The organism is Paludibaculum fermentans (assembly GCF_015277775.1).
Classification (GTDB): Bacteria; Acidobacteriota; Terriglobia; order Bryobacterales; family Bryobacteraceae; genus Paludibaculum; species Paludibaculum fermentans.
On the sequence record NZ_CP063849.1, the window covers coordinates 6390991 to 6406760 of the forward strand.

The 15770-nt window shown below is 63.3% G+C and carries 14 protein-coding genes; 7 read left to right on the plus strand and 7 right to left on the minus strand.

The window, feature by feature from the left end; all coding sequences use genetic code 11:
- Positions 1-16: 16 nt before the first annotated feature.
- A complete protein-coding gene (locus IRI77_RS25155) occupies positions 17-592 on the plus strand; it encodes a ribosome hibernation promotion factor (RefSeq protein WP_194447750.1) in 576 nt (191 codons plus the stop codon).
- 31 nt (positions 593-623) lie between these two features.
- The gene (rapZ, locus tag IRI77_RS25160; RefSeq protein WP_194447751.1) at positions 624-1502 is read left to right on the plus strand and encodes an RNase adapter RapZ; all 879 of its coding nucleotides are present in this window, start codon (positions 624-626) and stop codon (positions 1500-1502) included.
- Between the two features lie 110 nt (positions 1503-1612).
- Here rapZ and IRI77_RS25165 read toward each other — a convergent pair whose 3' ends face one another.
- Positions 1613-2794, minus strand: a complete 1182-nt coding sequence (locus tag IRI77_RS25165) for an AAA family ATPase (RefSeq protein ID WP_194447752.1) — start codon at positions 2792-2794, stop codon at positions 1613-1615.
- 226 nt (positions 2795-3020) lie between these two features.
- Between IRI77_RS25165 and nadA the strand changes: the two genes are divergently transcribed.
- The 4 genes from nadA to IRI77_RS25185 are packed head-to-tail and all read left to right on the plus strand — an operon-like array spanning position 3021 to position 6852.
- Positions 3021-3950 (plus strand): quinolinate synthase NadA, encoded by a 930-nt coding sequence (gene nadA / locus IRI77_RS25170; protein WP_194447753.1) that lies wholly within the window; start codon positions 3021-3023, stop codon positions 3948-3950.
- 16 nt (positions 3951-3966) lie between these two features.
- Positions 3967-4971 (plus strand): GTP 3',8-cyclase MoaA, encoded by a 1005-nt coding sequence (gene moaA, locus IRI77_RS25175; protein WP_194447754.1) that lies wholly within the window; start codon positions 3967-3969, stop codon positions 4969-4971.
- Positions 4972-4973: 2 nt separating this feature from the next.
- Positions 4974-6587, plus strand: coding sequence for an ArnT family glycosyltransferase (locus tag IRI77_RS25180; RefSeq protein WP_194447755.1), 1614 nt, complete (start codon positions 4974-4976; stop codon positions 6585-6587).
- Complete coding sequence (locus tag IRI77_RS25185; RefSeq protein WP_194447756.1) at positions 6571-6852, plus strand: Smr/MutS family protein; 282 nt, start codon at positions 6571-6573, stop codon at positions 6850-6852. The genes IRI77_RS25180 and IRI77_RS25185 overlap by 17 nt, the downstream gene beginning before the upstream one ends.
- Here IRI77_RS25185 and IRI77_RS25190 read toward each other — a convergent pair.
- Genes IRI77_RS25190 through IRI77_RS25200 form a run of 3 tightly spaced genes read right to left on the minus strand, consistent with a single transcriptional unit; the run spans position 6824 to position 10459 of the window.
- Complete coding sequence (locus IRI77_RS25190) at positions 6824-7243, minus strand: hypothetical protein (RefSeq protein WP_194447757.1); 420 nt, start codon at positions 7241-7243, stop codon at positions 6824-6826. The genes IRI77_RS25185 and IRI77_RS25190 overlap by 29 nt on opposite strands.
- A gap of 34 nt (positions 7244-7277) precedes the next feature.
- Positions 7278-9116, minus strand: coding sequence for an alpha/beta hydrolase family protein (locus IRI77_RS25195; protein WP_194447758.1), 1839 nt, complete (start codon positions 9114-9116; stop codon positions 7278-7280).
- Positions 9113-10459, minus strand: coding sequence for a tetratricopeptide repeat protein (locus tag IRI77_RS25200; protein ID WP_194447759.1), 1347 nt, complete (start codon positions 10457-10459; stop codon positions 9113-9115). The genes IRI77_RS25195 and IRI77_RS25200 overlap by 4 nt, the downstream gene beginning before the upstream one ends.
- A gap of 126 nt (positions 10460-10585) precedes the next feature.
- Between IRI77_RS25200 and IRI77_RS25205 the strand changes: the two genes are divergently transcribed.
- Positions 10586-11191 carry an RNA polymerase sigma factor gene (locus tag IRI77_RS25205; RefSeq protein ID WP_194447760.1) on the plus strand — a complete coding sequence of 202 codons (606 nt, stop codon included), beginning with the start codon at positions 10586-10588 and terminating at the stop codon, positions 11189-11191.
- Between the two features lie 82 nt (positions 11192-11273).
- Here the strand turns inward: IRI77_RS25205 and IRI77_RS25210 are convergent, their stop codons facing one another.
- The 3 genes from IRI77_RS25210 to typA form a co-directional block, all read right to left on the minus strand.
- On the minus strand, positions 11274-12641 hold the full coding sequence (locus IRI77_RS25210) for a Gfo/Idh/MocA family protein (RefSeq protein WP_194447761.1): 1368 nt from the start codon (positions 12639-12641) through the stop codon (positions 11274-11276).
- Between the two features lie 18 nt (positions 12642-12659).
- Entirely contained in the window at positions 12660-13844 is a 1185-nt protein-coding gene (locus tag IRI77_RS25215; protein WP_194447762.1) for a Gfo/Idh/MocA family protein, read from the minus strand.
- Between the two features lie 116 nt (positions 13845-13960).
- Positions 13961-15754, minus strand: coding sequence for a translational GTPase TypA (gene typA, locus IRI77_RS25220; RefSeq protein WP_194447763.1), 1794 nt, complete (start codon positions 15752-15754; stop codon positions 13961-13963).
- Between the last annotated feature and the right edge of the window lie 16 nt (positions 15755-15770).

The following is a 15770-nucleotide window of genomic DNA, read 5'->3' on the forward strand; positions in this document are numbered from 1 at the left end:
GGAGAAAGGCACGGCCATGAAAATCACTTTTACTGGCAAGCAGGACAAGCTGAATCCGTCGCAGGAGCGTAAGCTCGCTATGGCGTTCTCACGGCTCTCCAAGCTTTTGGAACGCCGTGGAGAGAAGGAAGCTCAAGTCATCTTGAGCGTCCAGCGCCATCTGCAGCACGCGGAGGTACGTGTCAACTTCTATGACCACACGCTGGTCGGCGCCGGTGCGGCGACCGATCAGTTCGCGGCCACCATGGAAGCTGTAGACAAGGTCGAGAAACAGGCCTTGAAGAATCGCGAGAAGTGGCGCGACACCAAGCGCGACGGCACCAAGCGCACCGCGGCCGAGATCGCTGAGCCGCTCGTCGCCGTACCCGCCGCCAAGCCCGCGAAAGCCAGCAAGGCCAAGCCGGTGAAGTCCAAGCCCGCCAAGGTAGTGAAGGCCAACGGCAAATCCAGCGGCAAGCCAATGACCGTGGACGAGGCGATGATCGCCATGGAAGAGGATCGCGACTACATGGTTTTTCGCGATTGCGAGACCGACAAGGTGAGTGTGCTCATACGCCGCCGCGACGGGAAGGTGGATTTGGTCGAGGCCTAGGCCTTAGAAACAAGGGGTTAAGTAAGGACGAGTGGGAGAGCAACCGAAGCGGGATCAACAGCCCGAACTGGTGATCATCACCGGTCTCAGCGGCTCGGGTAAGGGGACTGTCCTCAAAACGCTGGAGGATCACGGCTACTATTCCGTCGACAATCTCCCCCTCGGCCTCATACCCAAATTTGCGGAACTCACGCGCGACTCGCCCAACATCCGGCGCGCCGCGCTCGTCGTCGACATCCGGGAACGCGAGCAACTGGAGCAGTTCCCGGATGTCTTCGCCAAAATCCGGCGCAGCATCTCCACGCGCCTCATCTTCCTCGACGCCGATGACGATTCTCTCGTCCGGCGCTACAGCGAGACCCGCCGCCCCCACCCGCTAGGCGGCGACCGCAGCGTCCTGCGCAACGTGCGCTCCGAACGCCGCACGCTCGAACCCATCCGAGCCCTGGCCGATCACGTCATCAATACCACCGAACTCAACGTCCACCAGCTCAGGAAGCGCATCATCGAGAACTTCGGAGCCTCGGACGAAGCCAAGCTCCGCGTCTATGTGATGAGCTTCGGCTTTCGCCACGGCGTCCCGCCGGAAAGCGATCTGGTCTTCGACGTCCGGTTTCTGCCGAACCCCAACTACATCCCGGAGTTCAAGAATCTCACCGGCAAGAACGCCGGAGTCGCCCGCTATATCCGCAGCTTTCCCCAGACGGTGGAGTTCATGGAGCGTATCTCCAGCCTCCTGCTCTACCTGATGCCGCACTACACGGCGGAGGGCAAGAGTTACCTGACGATCTCGATCGGTTGTACAGGAGGCCAGCACCGGTCGGTGATGATGGCTGAGGAGATCAACAAGCGTCTGGCCAAGGCGGGTTACGCCACCAAAGTCGCCCACCGCGACATCGAGAAGCACTGACCCCACCCGGAGCCGCTCCACAAACGGAGCCGCCCGGCAAACGGAGCCGCGAACGTCAGTGAGCGGATACCCAACCGAACTACCCCAACCCAATCCGCAACCGGAAAGCCCTACCCCGCCGCCGCCAAACTAACTTCCCCCGCCACCCCGTCCACCTCCACCCCGTGCACCTTCGGAGTCCCGCAGAAGTCAGTAGCCATCTTCCTGACTGCCAGGGCCAGCGCGCTCTCGCCCGTCAGTCCCAACTGTCCCGCCGCCTGCAAGCTAAAGTAATCGTTCGGCAGAATCCACGACAGGTGCATCTTCAACGCCGCCGATATCGCATCCGGCTGCAGCGGATCCCGCTTCGACGTCCGGTTCAATGCGACATGCAGCGAAGCCGGTTCGACCCCCGCCGCGTACAACAGCTCCGTATTTCGATGTAGCGTGTTCAGGCTGGCCAGTTCCGGAGTCGTCACCACCACAACATCATCCATCAGCGCCGCGGCCGCCAGCGTCTCCGGAGCGGCGGTGCATGGTAGATCCACCACCACCCAGTCGAAACACTGCCGCGCCATCTGCAGCAACGAACGCAGCTCTTCCTCCGGCACCGAATCCGTCTCCGGAATCGCCGGGGCCGGCAGCATGCTGATGCCATTGAATTGAATGGCTTCGCTAAAACAACGCGCACCCGCCGGCAGCGCCGCTACCGCGTCCACTACGTCGAACGGATGCACCATCGCCTCGGCCCAACCCGAAGTCGTACCCGAAAGCAAATTCAAATCGATCGACAACACCCGCCGCCCGCTCATCCTCCGCAACGCGAAGGCGGCCTGGGTAGCAAGGGTCGTGGCGCCTGAGCCGGGCTTACTACTCGTAAAACCCACAACCCGGGCGCCACACTGGAGAAAACTCTCTGAGTTTCGTGGAGCACGGCTCTCCACACGCTGCGCCACTTCGCGAAAGGAGAATTCGTCGAAGGGCAGATGCAGGTAGTCAAAAGCGCCGCCGCGCAGCAGGTCGATCACCGCATCCGGCTGGTGCCGCATCGCACACGCCACCACCGGCCCGCGGAACTCCATCTGGTGCAGGGTCTGCAGCAATTTCATCGAGGCGGGCAGATCGTCGCACTGCAGGTACAGGCAATCCGGCTGGAAATGCGCCAGCGTCAGTCTCAACCGCTCCGCACCCGGATAGGATGCAAGGACAGTGACGACCTCGAATCCTACCTCCTCTAAAAATCGGGCGCGAAGTTCCGAGGCCATCGCCGCATGCGGAGCAACCACGACAACTCGCAAAGGACCGGCACTCATGCAGGAGTTATCGCACGTTCCTGGCCAAGTGGCCCTATCTCCAGATGGATGTAAGTTATTGATTTATATGTATAGTACTCGCCGCAGGCAGGATCTAGACACGGGCAGTGTGGACAGAATGTCCCGCCTTCAGGACACGCATGTCCTTGCAGTACTTGGGGCTTGGCCGATCCATCCGCCCCGCTCTTGTGGAAAACGGTTGATACAATAAGGTCAGATTACGCCCATGCTGGCAACCAACACCATTGCGGAAGAGATCCTGGACCTGAAGCGCGACCGCAAGGCAATCCTCCTCGCGCATCACTACCAGGAGTCCGAGATCCAGGAACTGGCCGACTCCATCGGCGATAGCCTGGAACTCGCCCGGAAAGCTCAGCAGTTCGAAGGCGACGTCATCGTCTTCTGCGGCGTCTGGTTCATGGCGGAGACCGCGAAGGTCCTCAACCCGGACCGCATCGTCGTCGTGCCTGACCGTGAGGCCGGCTGCAGTCTGGTCGACTCCTGCCCCGCCGATCAGCTCAAGGCCTGGAAACACCGCCATCCGGACCATGCCATCGTCAGCTACATCAACACCTCCGTCGAGGTGAAGGCCGAGAGCGACATCCTCTGCACCTCGCGCAACGCCGTCCAGGTGGTCAATTCGATCCCGGCCGGCCAGCCCATCCTCTTCCTGCCCGACATCAACCTCGGCAACTACGTGAAGCAGCAGACCGGCCGCGAGAACATGAAGATCTGGCAGGGCGCCTGCATCGTCCACGCCACCTTCCCCGCGCGCCGTGTCACCTCCGCCAAGGCGGAGCACCCCACCGCGCTCGTCGCCGCCCACCCCGAGTGCCCGGCCGACGTCCTCCGCCTGGCCGATTTCATTGGCTCTACTTCGGCCATCATCGACTGGTGCGTCAAACACCCGCACAACGAATTCATCATCATGACCGAGAGCGGCGTCCGCCACTCGCTCGAACGCCTTGCGCCGGAAAAGACTTTCCACTTCGTGGCCAACGAGCAGTGCAACTGCAGCGAATGCCCGTACATGAAGCGCAATACCCTCGAGAAACTGCGCGACTGCCTGCGCGACCTCACCCCGCGCGTGGAACTCACCGCCGAACTGATGGATCGCGCCCGGCGCCCCGTCGAACGCATGCTCGCCCTGCGCTAAGCGAAAGGGACCCCTGATGACGCCCGCGTCCACACCTCTCATCGATACCTTCGGGCGCGTCCACGACAACCTGCGCATCAGCGTCACAGACCGCTGCAACATCCGCTGCTTCTACTGCATGCCCGAGGACGGCGTCCAGTTCATGCAGCGCTCCGAGATCCTCACCTTCGAGGAAATCGAGCACTTCGCCCGCGTCGCCGTTTCCCTGGGCGTCAATAAGATCCGCATTACCGGCGGTGAACCCCTGGTCCGCAAGGATCTTCCAGTTCTCGTAGAGAAACTCACCGCCATCGAAGGCGTCAAGGACATCGCCCTCACCACCAACGGCGTCCTGCTGGCCGAACAGGCCGAGGCCCTCTACGCCGCCGGGCTGCGCCGCTTGAACGTCCACCTCGACACCCTCGATCGCGAGCGCTTCCACCAGATCACGCGCCGCGACGACCTGCCGCGCGTCCTGGCCGGCATCGACCGCGCCCAGCAGTTGGGCTTCGGACCCATCAAAATCAATGCCGTCGCCGTCAAGAATCTGGTCGAGCCCGACATCGTGCCCCTCGCCCGCTTCGGTCGCGAGCGTGGCATCGAGATCCGCTACATCGAATTCATGCCCCTGGACGCCCAGGGCCTGTGGGACCACCGCAAGGTGCTCCTCACCGACGAGATGATCGGCCTGCTGGAAGCCGGCATCGGGCCGCTGGAAGTCATGCCGGACCCCGACCCCCGCGCTCCGGCGCTCGAGTATCGCTGGAAAGATGGCGGCGGCGCCATCGGCTTCATCGCCTCCGTCAGCCGCCCCTTCTGCCTCAACTGCAACCGTCTCCGCATTACCTCGGATGGAAAGCTGCGATACTGCCTGTTTGCGATTGAAGAGACTGACGTGAAGGGCCTGTTGCGCGGAAACGCCGGAGACGATGCCATCCGGCAGGTCATCCGGGACGTGGTGTGGGCCAAGTGGCAGGGCCACGAGATCAACACCGCGAAGTTCGTCGCTCCGCCTCGGCCCATGTATTCCATCGGCGGGTAGTAATGTTTCAACGATCTTTGCCTTATCTGGCCGGGCTCCTCGCCTGCGGGCTATTCCTGGCCTTGGGCCTCATCTTCCTCCCCTATCCGGGCGCACAGTACGACGAGACGCTCTTCGTCATGTCGATCCACAGCCCGCAATATGTCGAGTACGCCATGAAGTTCGGCGCCGTGAAGGTGCCCATCATGCTCATGACGTACATCGGCTCGCTCAAGGCCGCCATCTACGCCCCAATCCTGTACTTCTTCGGCGCCGGCAACGCCACCCTCCGCATCCCCGTGCTGCTCATGGGCGGAGCCTCCGTCTTCCTGCTCTACCTCATCCTCAAACGGCTCAGCGGCTGGAAGACCGCCTTCCTCCTCGCCCTCCTGCTCGCGACCGACGCGCTCTTCCTGCTCACCGATGTCTTCGATTGGGGACCCGTCGCGCTCCAGCACATCCTCTTCACCGGAGCTGTCTACTGCTTCGTGCGCTTCAGCACCGATCAACGCCGCCGCTGGCTGTTCATCGGCTCCCTCTGCGCCGGCCTCGCCCTCTGGGACAAAGCACTCTTCATCTGGCTGCTGGGCGGATTCTCCGTCGCGCTGCTGGCTGTCTTCCCGCGACAACTCCTCGCCCTGGCGAAGAATCGCCGCCATCTCGCCGCCGTCGTGCTCGGCTTTGTCCTCGGCGCCGCGCCGTTCCTCTACTACAACAAGATCCACAAGCTGCGCACCATCACCGCCAATACCGAGATGGACGAGCAGCACCCGCTCGACAAGCTCGTCATGCTCGACCGCACCCTCGACGGCAGCGGTCTCATGGGCTACATTGTGCGGGAAGACCCCGAAGGCGCGGTCCTCAACCTCAAGTCGTGGGAGAAGATCCCGCTCTTCCTCAACGGCAAACTCGGCAACCCGCGCAATAGCCTGCAGCACATCCTGCTCGTCCTGGCGCTGTTCATCGCGCCCGTCCTCTGCTGGAGCGGTCCCAATCGCAAAGCCGCCCTGTTATTCGTGCTCGGCGGGCTTTTCACCTACATCCTCATGCTGCTCACGAAGAGTGCCGGAGGCTCCGCCCACCACACCGTCCTCCTGTGGCCCATCCCGCAGATCCTGGCCGGGCTGATGGTCGGTGAGATCTATCGCCGCTGGCCGCGCCGCGGCTTCCGCATCGCCTCCGCCATCGTCCTCCTCTGCGTCGTCTCGAACCTGACCGTCCTCAACACCTATCTCGCCCACTTCATCGCCTGCGGACCCACCGTCATCTGGAGCGACGCCATCCGCCCGCTCGTCGCCGAGATCGGCAGCCGCCCCGGCAAGCTCTTCTTCGGCACGGATTGGGGCATCACCCAGCAGGTGGAGTTCTATGGCAACGGCAAAATCGGCTTCCATCGCACCAGCGACGCCATCGTCATCGGCCTGCCTGAGCCGCTGAACGTCCAGCACCTCGAAGGCTATATGGCCGACCCCTCCACCGTCTTCGTCACCCACACCGAAGGCCACGAAGCCTTCGTCGGAGTCCGTAAAAAACTGCTCGATTTCGCCGCCGAACGCGGCTATCGCGACGAGCTCTACAAAGTGATCAGCGACCGCCACGGCGTGCCCATCTTCGAGATCCATGAATTCCGAAAATGAGCCTGTCGAGGTTCCAATCACCGATGTCTTCGACCTCCACCCCTTCGCACCCCGGGATGTGAAGGCGGCCGTCGAAGCCTATCTCGAAGAGGCGCACGCCCGCGGCTTCACCGCCTTGCGCATCATCCACGGCCGCGGCATCGGCGTGCAGCGTGAGATGGTCCGCAAGACCCTGGCGCGCACACCCTATGTGTTGGAGTTTCGCGACGCGCCCGAAGGCGCCGGCGGCTGGGGCGCTACGCTCGTAACGCTGCGGCAGCCCTGACCAGCAGCCACGCACCCGCCACCACCAGCAGCGGAGCCGACAGCACCCCCGGCAGCATCCTCTGGAAGTAAAGAGAACCCGCAATGTGCACGCAGCCGTTCAGCAGCAGGATCAGCCCATAGGGCAACGAGGCCCATTGAATCCACCGTGCCCCGCGGAACGCCGCCCGTGAGGCGATCAGCAGCAGCACCACCGCCGCAATCAATCCGGCCAGCCACTCCCCAAATTCGTAGGTGGGCAGCCACTGGATCAGCAGCACGTCCCGCAGCATCATCACGAAGGGATTGTAGAAACCGAGAAAATCGTGCACGGCCTCATCCGCCACGTGCACCGCCAGCACCAGCGTCAGTGCGACCCAAGCCATCGCATGACGCCGTACCACTGAGTTCATTGCAAAGGCCTTTCGACGAGATTCTACCGCGCCTTCACCACCCCAGCATCTTCCTCAGGAACTCGATCGCCGCCGGACCATCCACCCGGTGCGGCCCGTTGAAGAACGCAATCCTCGTCTGCTCGCCGAGGCCGGCCTCTTCGTAGAACCGCCTCACCTTGGCATACTCATACGCTACCCACTCGTCTTTCCCCACACCGTCGCGATGCCCCCGCTCCACCAGGAACGCCCGCGGAGCCATTATCATCGCCAGCTCCGCATGGCTCGCCACATGCCCCATGTTCCACTCGAGAATCTCGTACTCCTTCGTGAACATGTAGCTGTAGCGCTCGTCCACCGTGGTCAGCTTCCTGATCCACTCGTTGAAGTCCCCGCCGCACACCACCACGCGATACCGCTCATCGAACACCGGTACGCGCAGCGCCGTCTTGCCGCCGTAGCTCAACCCATAGAACCCCAGCCGCGTGGCATCCACCTCGGGCAGCGTCACCAGCCAGTCCGTCAGCGTCTCATACTGCGCCCGGATCAACGAGTACAGCGACAGGCCCAGCGGATTGGCCAGCCGCGCCAGATGCCGGAACTCGCCGACCGTCGGATTCTGCGCCGAGTACACAATGAAGCCAAGATCCGCCAACTGTGCCCCCAGATTGCGATACACCTCCAACCCGCGGCCTTCCTTCTGCCCGAAGTACACATCCGCCAGCCCGTTCAACCCATGCTGCACCACCACCAGGGGCCGCTTCTCGCCGGGCTTCAGGTCCTTCGGCACCAGCAGGTAGCCCGAGCCAAATACCTCGGGCCGCACATCGAACTGAATCGAGTACGCCACCCACTGCCCGCCATCCTGATGGAACGCGCGCCGCACATTCGAAGCGCTCGCCGGACCCGGCAGCCGCCCGATCACTTCATCCAGAAATTTCTCGGCGACCTTCTTCGGCCCCGCGTCCTTCCACAACGCCGCCCGGACATTCTCTGAAGCCGCCACCAGCCGTTGCGTGTAGTCCACCAGTTCCCAAACCTGCTGCCGCATGTGGATCTCCGGCTCCATGTTATCGGGCAGCACAGCGGCCACAGGCAGTTGCCCCGCCCGGGCGCCCAGCAGCGCGGCGAATTCCGCATCGCCGAAGTCGCGCAGCAGTCCGAACACATTGCGGTAGATCGGCTGCTGCCACAGCGCCGGCGATTCGATCGAGAAGCCGCGCGCCTCGATCTTCGCGATCCTTGCATCCAACACGCCCGCGAACACCGCCTCCGCCGCGCCCTCTCCCTCTCCGTACACCGCAATCGGCATCGCCGGCTGCTTCGAGGCGAACCAGTCCACCGCCGCCAGCGCCTTCTCCACCTCATACCCGTAGATATGGCGGCCCACGGGGAACGCCATGCGGTAGATCCACTCCCGGTGCGGCTGCTCCGTCTGCAAACCCAGCGCCGGATTCCCGCTATAGGTCGATTTCGTATCGATGAGAACCGGAGCCAGCACCTCGCAGCCGGCCGCCGCCAGTGCCCGGGCCCGCGTGACATTGTCAGACAGCACGACAACCCGCATCCGGGCGCCGGTCTTCGGCTGATAGTAGAGCCCCTCCGCCGTCACCCCGTCCAGCACCGGCCAGCGCGCCGCGAAGACACGGTAAACCGCCGTCTCTCCGCGCAGCCGCAGGTCCGGCTCCTGGAAGGGCACCCGCTCATCCACCGCGCCGATCATCCGCCGCAGCTTCTCGGGCGTTGGCTTGCGCCCCGCAGCCGATTCTGCCGTCAGCTTCTGCAGATAGCGCGTCATGCCCGCCACCATCTCCTCTACCGGCGCCGGCGCGGACGCAGGCCCTTGCGCCGCGGCGGTGGCGGCCAGGACGAACCACAGATACACGGTCTTCATTTGGTCTCCGGAGGAAGGATCCTGCCCACCAGATCCTGAAACGGCGCGAAGCCGTGCAGCGGCGCAAAGATGGGATCGACCCGCAGCATGATCAGCCACGGCTCGTGCTCGGCCGTAGCCTCCACCAGCAGCCGGCAGGCCTCGTCATGCTGCCCCAGGCCCAGATGGATCAGCGCCCGGTCATAGGCGGACACATAAGAATCCGCCGAAAGGGCCGCCAGCGACTCCAGGATCTGTGTCGCCTTCTCCACATGGCCCAGCCGGCCTTGGACGTAGCCTTGCGTCGCCAGCAGCCTTGGATCGCCGGCCGCCAGCGGCTCCGCCAGTTCCAGTGACCGCAGCGCTTCATCCCCGCGCCCCAGCGCGAGCAGGGCGTACGCCATCAGCCGGTGCGCGCCATAGAACGACGAGTTCAACTCAATCGCTCGCCGGTAGTGCTCCAGCGCCGCTTCATAATCGCCCGAGAAGTACTCGGTCATGCCCGTGGCCGCGCTCAGCATCACTGAGGCCGGATCCAGCAGCGCCGCGGCCCCCAGGTGGGCTCGCGCTTCCAGAAACCGGCCCTGCGGATTCATCACCGTCGCCGCGTAGAAGAGCCGCGCCTGCACCAGGCTGGGATTCAGTTCCAGCGCCCGTTCGTAATCCACTTCGGCCTCGACCCAGTTCCACAGCAGGGCGGCGTTCAGGAAGCCCCGCCACAGGTGGCCCGCGGCGAGGTCGGGGCTCAGCGTCAACGCCCGGTAGATCACCAGCCCTGCATCCGTCATCACCACCGAGGGCGAAATATTGCCGAAGAGCGCCAACTGGAGAATCGAGCCGCCCACCGCCGCATACGCCGCGGCAAACTGCGGATCCAGGTGAATCGCCCGCTGGAAACACTCGATGCTTCGCCGCAAGTGCGCGGGGGTCATGCGGTTGGCGAAATGACGTCCCTCCAGCAGCAGTTGGTAGGCGTCGCCGGTAATGATGTGCGGCGCGTTCGGGTCTGCCTTGGCCGGGGGTGGCAGTGCGGGAGGCCCGCCCGTCGCAAACGTCGGCGCGTAGGTGCCCTCCTGCAAATTGATCCGTACGAAATCGCTTTTGCCTTCGCTCTCGTAATACTCATTGAGCTTCCGGCGCAGACGGCGGGCCTCGACGCGAACAATCGAGTCGATTCGAGGGTCAAAGTCGTCCGGCCGGTCGAATACTGCCATGCCGACCGTATACTCTTTCAGCGCCTCGCTGTCCCCATCCAGAGCCCGTTCCACCACGAAACGCAGAAACCGGCGCATCCGCTCCGACTGCCGGAACGGCTTCGACTTATCGATCTTCGCCAGTGCTGCTTCGACGCTATCCCTTTGCATTCCTTGGGCTTCCCCTGCCGGATTCCCCGATTGTAGCGCGAGACTTCTCACCGTGAGATCACCACTTCTCACTCTGCCCGCCACCCCGCTGTCGTGCATTCTGGACATGCACAGGAGGAATCAGTAATGACCACCACGCAAACTACCAGGCTGACCGGAGAGCACGAACTGATCCTCCGCGCACAAAATGGCGACCGCACCGCGTTCGACGAGTTGACGAAAGAGTACTGGCCGCGCATGCTGCGCACCGCCCTCCGCGTCGTTCGCAGCCCCGAAGATGCCGAGGACGCCACTCAGCAGGCCTTTGTCGCCGCCTTCACCAAACTCGACCGTTTCCGCGGCGACGCGTCCTTCTCCACCTGGATCACGCGCATCACCCTCAACGAGTCCCTGACGCTGCTGCGCCGCCGCAAGCACGACTTCCGGCCCATTGAGGACGTGCCTGACAACAACGGCGAGCCCCTTCGGATCGAACTGCCCGACACCACCAGCAACCCGGAAGAGCTCTACCTGCGCGACGAGACCTCGAACCTCATCCAGATGAGCCTGCGCGCCGTAAAACCGGCCTACCGCAAGGCCATGAAACTGCGCCTCAGTGAGGATCTCAGCATCGAAGAGATCGCCGGACGCCTCAAGATCCCGGTCAACACCATCAAGGTGCACCTCTACCGCGGCCGCCAGGCCATGAAGAACTTCCTCGAAGAGCGGATGACCCTGCCGCAAGCGGCCTGATTCACGCCGCTGGGCGGATTTCCTGCGAACAAAGGGCGGCAGTCCCGAAGAGCTGCCGCCCGCTTCTTTACCAACGACCGGACTAGACCGACGGTTCTTTCCGCGGGCCGCCCGGATTGTTCTTGCCGTCGCCCTCGAACCCTTCCCGCGTCGCGGCCTTCTTGCCCCGCTTCTGCGTGCTGGGATCGAACAGCTTCATCTCGCCCGTCCGCCAGCTCTCACAGCCCAGCATCACCGAGACCATGATCTGGTGCGCCAGTTCCGGTCCAAGCACCGGGGTCTGCCTCGTCCGCATGCACGAGAAGAAGTTGTCGCTATGCCGCCGCGCCATGTCGCGCACAGCCGTCGGGAAGTCGAAGGTCTTGACCTCCGTGGGCCGGTTCAGGGCCTTGGCGATGCGCTCCGGAGTCACGGTGACCTTGTCGTTCTCCACCAGGATGGTGCCCGAGTGGCCGTAAACCACCTCTGGCAGGTACTTGTTGGCCGACATGTTCGCCATCGAGCCGGCCACCACGATCATGAACTTGCCGTACTCGGCCATGATCCCCAGCGTATCCGGTACTTCGCGGTCTTTCTGTACATAGATGCCGCCCGCGCCCGACACCCGCGTCGGGAACTGCGCGCCCATCGCAAACAACATCGGACCCACGCGGTGATAGAACAGATCCGACGCGATGCCGTTCGAATACTCCCAATACTTGCGCCACCGGAAGAACCGCTCGGCGCTGAACGGCCGCTTCTTGGCGGAGCCCAGCCAGCGCGTCCAGTCGATGTTCTCGGGCGTGGCTTCCTCGTCGACGTAGTAGTTCCACTCACCCACAATCGAGTTGCGGCTGTAAGTCGTCTGGCCCCAGAGGACCTCGCCGATCGCGCCTTCCCCGATCAACTCCTTCACCTTGTGCCACCGCGCGTCGGACAGGAACTGGCTGCCCACCTGCAAAACACGCTTGTACTTCGCCGCCGCCGCAATCACCTGCGCCGACTCATCCACCGTCAGCGTGATCGGCTTCTGCAGGTACACGTCCTTGCCCGCCGCAAACGCGTCGATCGCCATCTGCGCATGCCAGTGGTCCGGCGTCGCTATCAGCACGCAATCCACGTCATCGCGCTTCAGCACGTCGCGGTAGTCCACCACGATGTTCTTGGCGTCGATCTTCGAAATCGCCTGCGCGCGCTCGCGGTGACGCTTGTAAACATCCGAGATCGCGGTGATCTCGATATCTTTATCGGCCTCGGCCTGCCGCGCGAACGCCCGCAGGTGCCCCGTACCCATGATGCCGACACCGATCATGCCGACGCGGATACGGTCGTTGGCGCCCAGCGTGCGCGAAGCGCTCTTGGCCGTGATTCCGGGCTTGATGTTCTTCTCTGCGCGCGCCGTCATGGCCGACGCGGCAGCCGCCGCGGTAGCCAGGAACGCACGGCGCGAATTCAATCGATCCTCGGGCATTTCAGAAGTCCTCTCACTCTAGGTTTCCACGCGCCGGGTTTCGGCGTTCCACTTCAATCGGCGGCCGCTCCGCAGGGAGTCCAGGGTCATGCACAGTACGATCGCGGTCGCCAGTCCGGCTTCCACGGGCGCATTCGGGTCCTTACGGCTCTTCGTGCATTCCAGGAAATTGCGGATGTGCTGGCGCGTGGCCGGCACGAAGGAACCCGGTTGGATGTCTTCCTTCACCGCCTTCAACTCTAATCCTGTCTGTTCCGGGAACAACCGGAAGCCTTCCCGGCCTACATCCAGTCTCGCCTTGGAGCCATGGAACTGCTTCATCTGATCCAGCGACGTGGAGTATCGCATGGCCTTGTACCCTAGCGTGAAGGTGGCCATGTAATTCTCAGGGTACTCGATGATGATGCTGGCCGTCTCCGGGATCTCCGCCCCAGCCAGGTTCACCCGCCCGCCCGAACATGTCACCGCCGCCGGATGCTTCGAATTCATGAACCACTGGATCGCATCCACCACATGCGCCGCCTGGCCAATCAGCAGCCCGCCGGAGTAATCCCAGTAGTAATACCAGTTGAAGAACCGCTGCGAGCTCATCTCGCGCGCCGGCGCCGTGCCCAGCCACTGTTTCCAGTCCAGCGGACCCTGCAGCGTCGCGCTGCTCAGGCCGTCCTGCCGGTTCAGCCACCACGACGTCACCAGCCGCACATCGCCCAGCACGCCGGAGTTCGCCACATTCCTCGCTTCGATGAACAAGGGGGAGCTGCGCCGCTGCATGCCCACCTGCACCACTCGCTTCGTGCGCCGCACGGCGTCCACAATCTCGAAGCCTTCGTCGATCTTGTGGCACAGCGGCTTCTCAACGTACACGTCCTTGCCCGCGTTGACGGCATCGATCACCATCCGCGCATGCCAGTGGTCCGGCGTCGCCACAATCACCGCATCCAGCGACTTGTCCTCCAGCATCCGCCGGTAGTCGCTATACCCCGTCGCGCCCGTGTTCGCCGCCTTCAGGCCCGCCTCGAGATTCGGCTGGTAGACATCGCACACCGCCGCCATCTCGGCGCCCACTTCCTTGAACTCCGCCGTCAGCAGCCGCCCGCGCCCGCCGCTGCCGATAATCCCGGCGCGCACGCGGTCGTTCGCGCCCATCGCCGCGCTGGAGGCGGCGGCCGTACCCGCCGTGAGGACAAAGCTTCTGCGATTCATCGTGCTGCCAGTCTATGTGACTAGACGATAGGGAGGAAGCCTCTAGTTACCCGCCAAAACAAAACGGCGGCCAGGGAACGCCCCAGCCGCCGTCTTATTCAACCCGTTCGAACCCCTTACCGCTGGTTCGCCTTCAGGATCTTCTTCCGCAGGCGGATCGACTTCGGCGTCACTTCCACCCACTCGTCTTCGTTGATGAACTCAATCGCCTGCTCCAGGTTCAGCAGCCGCGGCGGCACCAGGCGGATCGCTTCATCCGCGCTCGACGACCGCATGTTCGTCAGCTTCTTCTCCTTGACGATGTTCACCACCAGGTCGTCCGTGCGCGAATTCTCGCCCACCAGCATGCCCTCATACACGTCGGTGCCCGGCGCGATGAACATCTCGCCGCGCTCCTGCAGGTTGAAGATCGCATAGCCCGTCGTCGAACCCGCGCGGTCGGCCACCAGCGCGCCCGTCGGACGCATCGGGATGTCGCCCTGCCACTCCATGTAGCCCTGGAACAACGAGTTCATGATCGCCGTACCCTTGGTGTCGGTCAGCATCTCGCTGCGCAGCCCGATCAAGCCTCGCGACGGCACCTGGAACTCCAGCCGCACGCGGCCAGACCCGTGGTTGACCATCTTGGACATCTTGCCCTTGCGCATGCCCATCTTCTCAATCACCACGCCCACATACTGCTCGGGCACGTCGACCACGAGCAACTCCAGCGGCTCATGGACCTTGCCGTCGATCTCCTTGGTCAGGATCTGCGGCTTGCCCACCATCAGCTCAAACCCTTCACGGCGCATCATCTCGATCAGGATCGCCAGCTGCAGCTCGCCGCGGCCCATCACCTGGAACGCGTCCGGACCGCCTTCCACCTTCAACGAGACGTTCGTCAGCAGTTCCTTGTCCAGGCGGTCGCGCAGGTTCCGCGACGTCACCCACTGGCCTTCCCGGCCCGCGAATGGTGAAGTGTTGATCGTGAACACCATGCCGATCGTCGGCTCGTCGATGCGGATCTTCGGCATCGCCTTCGGCGTGTCCGGATGGCTCACCGTCTCACCAATCGTGATACCTTCGACACCCGAGATCGCCAGAATGTCGCCCGGCGTCGCCACCGTCTCGTCCACGCGCTTCAGCCCCTCGAAGGAGTACATGCGCGTAATCTTCGTCTTGTGCACCTGCCCGTCCAGGCGGCACACGCTCACTTCATCGCCCTGGCGCAGCGTGCCCTGGAAGACACGGCCAATGGCAATGCGCCCCAGATAGTCCGAGTAGTCGAGATTCGCCACCTGGAACTGCAGAATCCCGTCGGGATCCCCCTCCGGCGGCGGAATGTACTTCACAATCGCCTCGAACAACGGCTCCAGCGTCTCGGAAGGATCCTCCGGCGATAGCTTCGCGATGCCGTCGCGCGCGATCGTGTACACGATCGGGAACTCCAACTGCTCTTCCGCCGCATCCAGGTCGATGAACAGGTCGAATACCTCGTTCAGCACTTCCTGGATACGCGCGTCCGGACGGTCGATCTTGTTGATGACGACGATGGGCGTCAGGCCCTGCTCCAGCGCCTTCGACAACACATAGCGCGTCTGCGGCAGCGGACCCTCGCTGGCATCCACCAGCAGCATCACGCCGTCCACCAGTTTCAGTGCACGCTCCACCTCGCCTCCGAAATCGGAGTGGCCCGGAGTGTCGACAATGTTGATCTTGACGCCGTGATACCGGACGCCGGTGGTCTTCGACAGAATGGTAATGCCGCGTTCGCGTTCCAGCTCGTTGGAGTCCATCGCGCGGTCTTGAACCGTCTCGTTGCTGCGATAGATGCCGCTCTGCTTGAACATGGAGTCCACCAGCGTCGTCTTGCCATGGTCGACGTGCGCAATGATGGCGATATTGCGAAGATTTGGGTTCGAAACGTTCATTGGGAAATCGGAAGGG

What these genes read in the sequence shown, in the direction of transcription:
- IRI77_RS25155 (WP_194447750.1), top strand. Translation starts at nt 17, where the DNA reads ATGAAAATCACTTTTACTGGCAAGCAGGACAAGCTGAATCCGTCGCAG.
- IRI77_RS25165 (WP_194447752.1), bottom strand. Translation starts at nt 2,794, where the DNA reads ATGAGTGCCGGTCCTTTGCGAGTTGTCGTGGTTGCTCCGCATGCGGCG.
- nadA (WP_194447753.1), top strand. Translation starts at nt 3,021, where the DNA reads ATGCTGGCAACCAACACCATTGCGGAAGAGATCCTGGACCTGAAGCGC.
- moaA (WP_194447754.1), top strand. Translation starts at nt 3,967, where the DNA reads ATGACGCCCGCGTCCACACCTCTCATCGATACCTTCGGGCGCGTCCAC.
- IRI77_RS25180 (WP_194447755.1), top strand. Translation starts at nt 4,974, where the DNA reads ATGTTTCAACGATCTTTGCCTTATCTGGCCGGGCTCCTCGCCTGCGGG.
- IRI77_RS25185 (WP_194447756.1), top strand. Translation starts at nt 6,571, where the DNA reads ATGAATTCCGAAAATGAGCCTGTCGAGGTTCCAATCACCGATGTCTTC.
- IRI77_RS25190 (WP_194447757.1), bottom strand. Translation starts at nt 7,243, where the DNA reads ATGAACTCAGTGGTACGGCGTCATGCGATGGCTTGGGTCGCACTGACG.
- IRI77_RS25195 (WP_194447758.1), bottom strand. Translation starts at nt 9,116, where the DNA reads ATGAAGACCGTGTATCTGTGGTTCGTCCTGGCCGCCACCGCCGCGGCG.
- IRI77_RS25200 (WP_194447759.1), bottom strand. Translation starts at nt 10,459, where the DNA reads ATGCAAAGGGATAGCGTCGAAGCAGCACTGGCGAAGATCGATAAGTCG.
- IRI77_RS25205 (WP_194447760.1), top strand. Translation starts at nt 10,586, where the DNA reads ATGACCACCACGCAAACTACCAGGCTGACCGGAGAGCACGAACTGATC.
- IRI77_RS25210 (WP_194447761.1), bottom strand. Translation starts at nt 12,641, where the DNA reads ATGCCCGAGGATCGATTGAATTCGCGCCGTGCGTTCCTGGCTACCGCG.
- IRI77_RS25215 (WP_194447762.1), bottom strand. Translation starts at nt 13,844, where the DNA reads ATGAATCGCAGAAGCTTTGTCCTCACGGCGGGTACGGCCGCCGCCTCC.
- typA (WP_194447763.1), bottom strand. Translation starts at nt 15,754, where the DNA reads ATGAACGTTTCGAACCCAAATCTTCGCAATATCGCCATCATTGCGCAC.